Source organism: Nitrosospira sp. NpAV (genome assembly GCF_000832065.1).
Classification (GTDB): Bacteria; Pseudomonadota; Gammaproteobacteria; order Burkholderiales; family Nitrosomonadaceae; genus Nitrosospira.
Window position 1 is genome coordinate 1 of the sequence record NZ_JXQM01000023.1, and the last position, 2,443, is coordinate 2,443.

Annotated in this window: 2 protein-coding genes and 1 pseudogene; all 3 read left to right on the top strand. The window is 58.9% G+C overall.

The window, feature by feature from the left end; genetic code table 11:
• Positions 1–85 (top strand): annotated as a pseudogene (locus SQ11_RS18155) (methane monooxygenase/ammonia monooxygenase subunit C); the annotation flags it as partial.
• A 223-nt stretch (positions 86–308) separates the two neighbouring features.
• Positions 309–1,133, top strand: coding sequence for a methane monooxygenase/ammonia monooxygenase subunit A (locus SQ11_RS14145; RefSeq protein WP_041514847.1), 825 nt, complete (start codon positions 309–311; stop codon positions 1,131–1,133).
• On the top strand, positions 1,133–2,380 hold the full coding sequence (locus tag SQ11_RS14150) for a methane monooxygenase/ammonia monooxygenase subunit B (protein ID WP_041514848.1): 1,248 nt from the start codon (positions 1,133–1,135) through the stop codon (positions 2,378–2,380). Before SQ11_RS14145 ends, SQ11_RS14150 begins: the two co-directional genes overlap by 1 nt.
• Positions 2,381–2,443 lie beyond the last annotated feature (63 nt).

A 2,443-nucleotide genomic window follows, 5' to 3' on the forward strand; every position in this document is an offset into this window, starting at 1 on the left:
GATCATCACCCGCTACTCCAACCTGACCGACGTGGTCTGGAACGGACAAAGCAAAGTCATCCTCAACAACCGGATCGTCCCGTAAGGGGGATCCGTAGACCCGGCCGCCCGTTGACTCCCGCCAGAGTGGGGGAATCAGCCGGGCGGACCGGCCCACCTTCGACCTGCGGCGAAGACCGGAAAAGGCACCGGCAGGGGGAAGGCGGCAAGACAGCGGCGTGACACGATATCGGCGTGACACGCAAAAATGAACAACGGCAGCATTTATCAGTTTTAAGATCGTACGACATATTTGAGGGGAGGGCACGATGAGCAGAACAGACGAAATATTAAAGGCGGCCAAGATGCCGCCGGAATCGGTAAAGATGTCCAGGATGATAGACGCGATCTATTTTCCGATTTTATGCATCCTGCTGGTAGGCACCTACCACATGCACTTCATGCTGCTGGCAGGCGACTGGGACTTCTGGCTTGACTGGAAAGACCGCCAATGGTGGCCGGTTGTCACCCCCATTGTAGGCATCACCTACTGTGCCACCATCATGTACTACCTGTGGGTGAACTACCGCCTGCCGTTTGGCGCGACGCTATGTATCGTCTGCCTGCTGGTAGGCGAATGGCTGACCCGCTTCTGGGGTTTCTACTGGTGGTCGCACTACCCGATCAACTTCGTCCTGCCCTCCACCATGATTCCGGGCGCGCTCATCATGGACACCGTCATGCTGCTCACGCGCAACTGGATGATCACGGCCCTGGTAGGCGGTGGCGCATTTGGCCTGCTGTTTTATCCGGGCAACTGGCCGATATTCGGACCGACGCACCTGCCGCTGGTGGCCGAAGGCGTTCTGCTGTCGCTGGCTGACTACACCGGCTTCCTGTATGTCCGCACGGGCACCCCGGAATACGTACGGCTGATCGAACAAGGCTCCCTGCGCACCTTTGGTGGTCACACCACGGTGATTGCGGCCTTCTTCTCCGCCTTCGTCTCCATGCTCATGTTCTGCGTCTGGTGGTACTTTGGCAAACTCTACTGCACCGCGTTCTACTACGTCAAAGGCCCGCGTGGCCGGGTTACCATGAAGAACGACGTCACCGCCTATGGCGAAGAAGGGTTTCCGGAGGGGATCAAATAATGAACGCAAAGAACCTGTTCAAACTGGGGGTCATTGGCCTCTATGGCATGGCCACCTTGGCCCTGAGCACCCTTGACATCTCGCCGGCGGCAGCGCATGGCGAACGCTCGCAAGAACCGTTCCTGCGCATGCGCACCATCCAATGGTACGACATGAAATGGGGCCCCGACACCACCAAGGTCAACGACTTTGCCACCATGACCGGCAAATTCCACCTGGCCGAAGACTGGCCGCGCGCGGTGGGCAAACCGGGACGGGCGTTCTTCAACGTAGGCAGCCCCAGCCCGGTATTCGTACGGCTCTCCACCAAACTGAACGGCGAACCGACCTACATCTCGGGCCCGCTGGAAATTGGCCGCGACTACGCCTTCGAAGTCAAACTGAAAGCCCGCATCCCGGGACGCCACCACATGCACGCCATGGTCAACATCAAGGACGCAGGCCCGATTGCCGGCCCTGCCGCCTGGATGAACATCACCGGCAGCTGGGATGACTTCACCAACCCGGTGAAACTGCTGACAGGCGAGACCATCGACACCGAGACCTTCAACTTCAACAACGGCATCTTCTGGCACTTGTTGTGGTTGGGACTGGGCTGTTTCTGGATAGGCTACTACGTTGCCCGGCCCATGTTCCTGCCGCGCAGCCGGGTGTTGCTGGCCTATGGAGACGACCTGCTGCTGGACCCGATGGACAAGAAGGTTGCGTGGATCGTACTGATTGCGACCTTTGGCATTGTCTGGGGCGGCTACCGCTATACGGAAACCAAACACCCGTACACGGTGCCCATCCAAGCGGGTGAATCGAAGGTACAACCGATGCCGGTGAAACCCAACCCCATCGCGATCAAAGTGACGCACGCCAACTATGACGTCCCGGGCCGCGCACTGCGCGTGACCATGAGCGTCACCAACAGTGGCGACACCGCTTATCGTATAGGCGAGTTCACCACGGCGGGCGTGCGCTTCATCAACAAAGTGGGGCTCAAGCACCTGGACCGCAACTATCCGAAGGAACTGGTAGCCACGGGCCTGTCGTTTGACAATGACGCGCCGATCCAACCTGGCGAGACGCGTGAAGTCAAGATGGAAGCGAAGGATGCGCTGTGGGAAGTACAGCGTCTGATGGCGCTGCTGGGCGACCCGGAAAGCCGCTTTGGCGGATTGCTGATGACCTGGAGCGATTCAGGCGACCGCAACATCAACAGCATAGCCGGCGCAGTCATACCGGTCTTCACCAAGCTCTAAGCTACAAAGCATGACACCGGTCCGCCACCGTCGCCAGACGGAAAGGTGGATCGGTGTTTTTTA

Bases quoted from the DNA above. Each gene is read 5' to 3' on its own strand.
- SQ11_RS14145 (WP_041514847.1), top strand. From the start codon at position 309: ATGAGCAGAACAGACGAAATATTAAAGGCGGCCAAGATGCCGCCGGAA.
- SQ11_RS14150 (WP_041514848.1), top strand. From the start codon at position 1,133: ATGAACGCAAAGAACCTGTTCAAACTGGGGGTCATTGGCCTCTATGGC.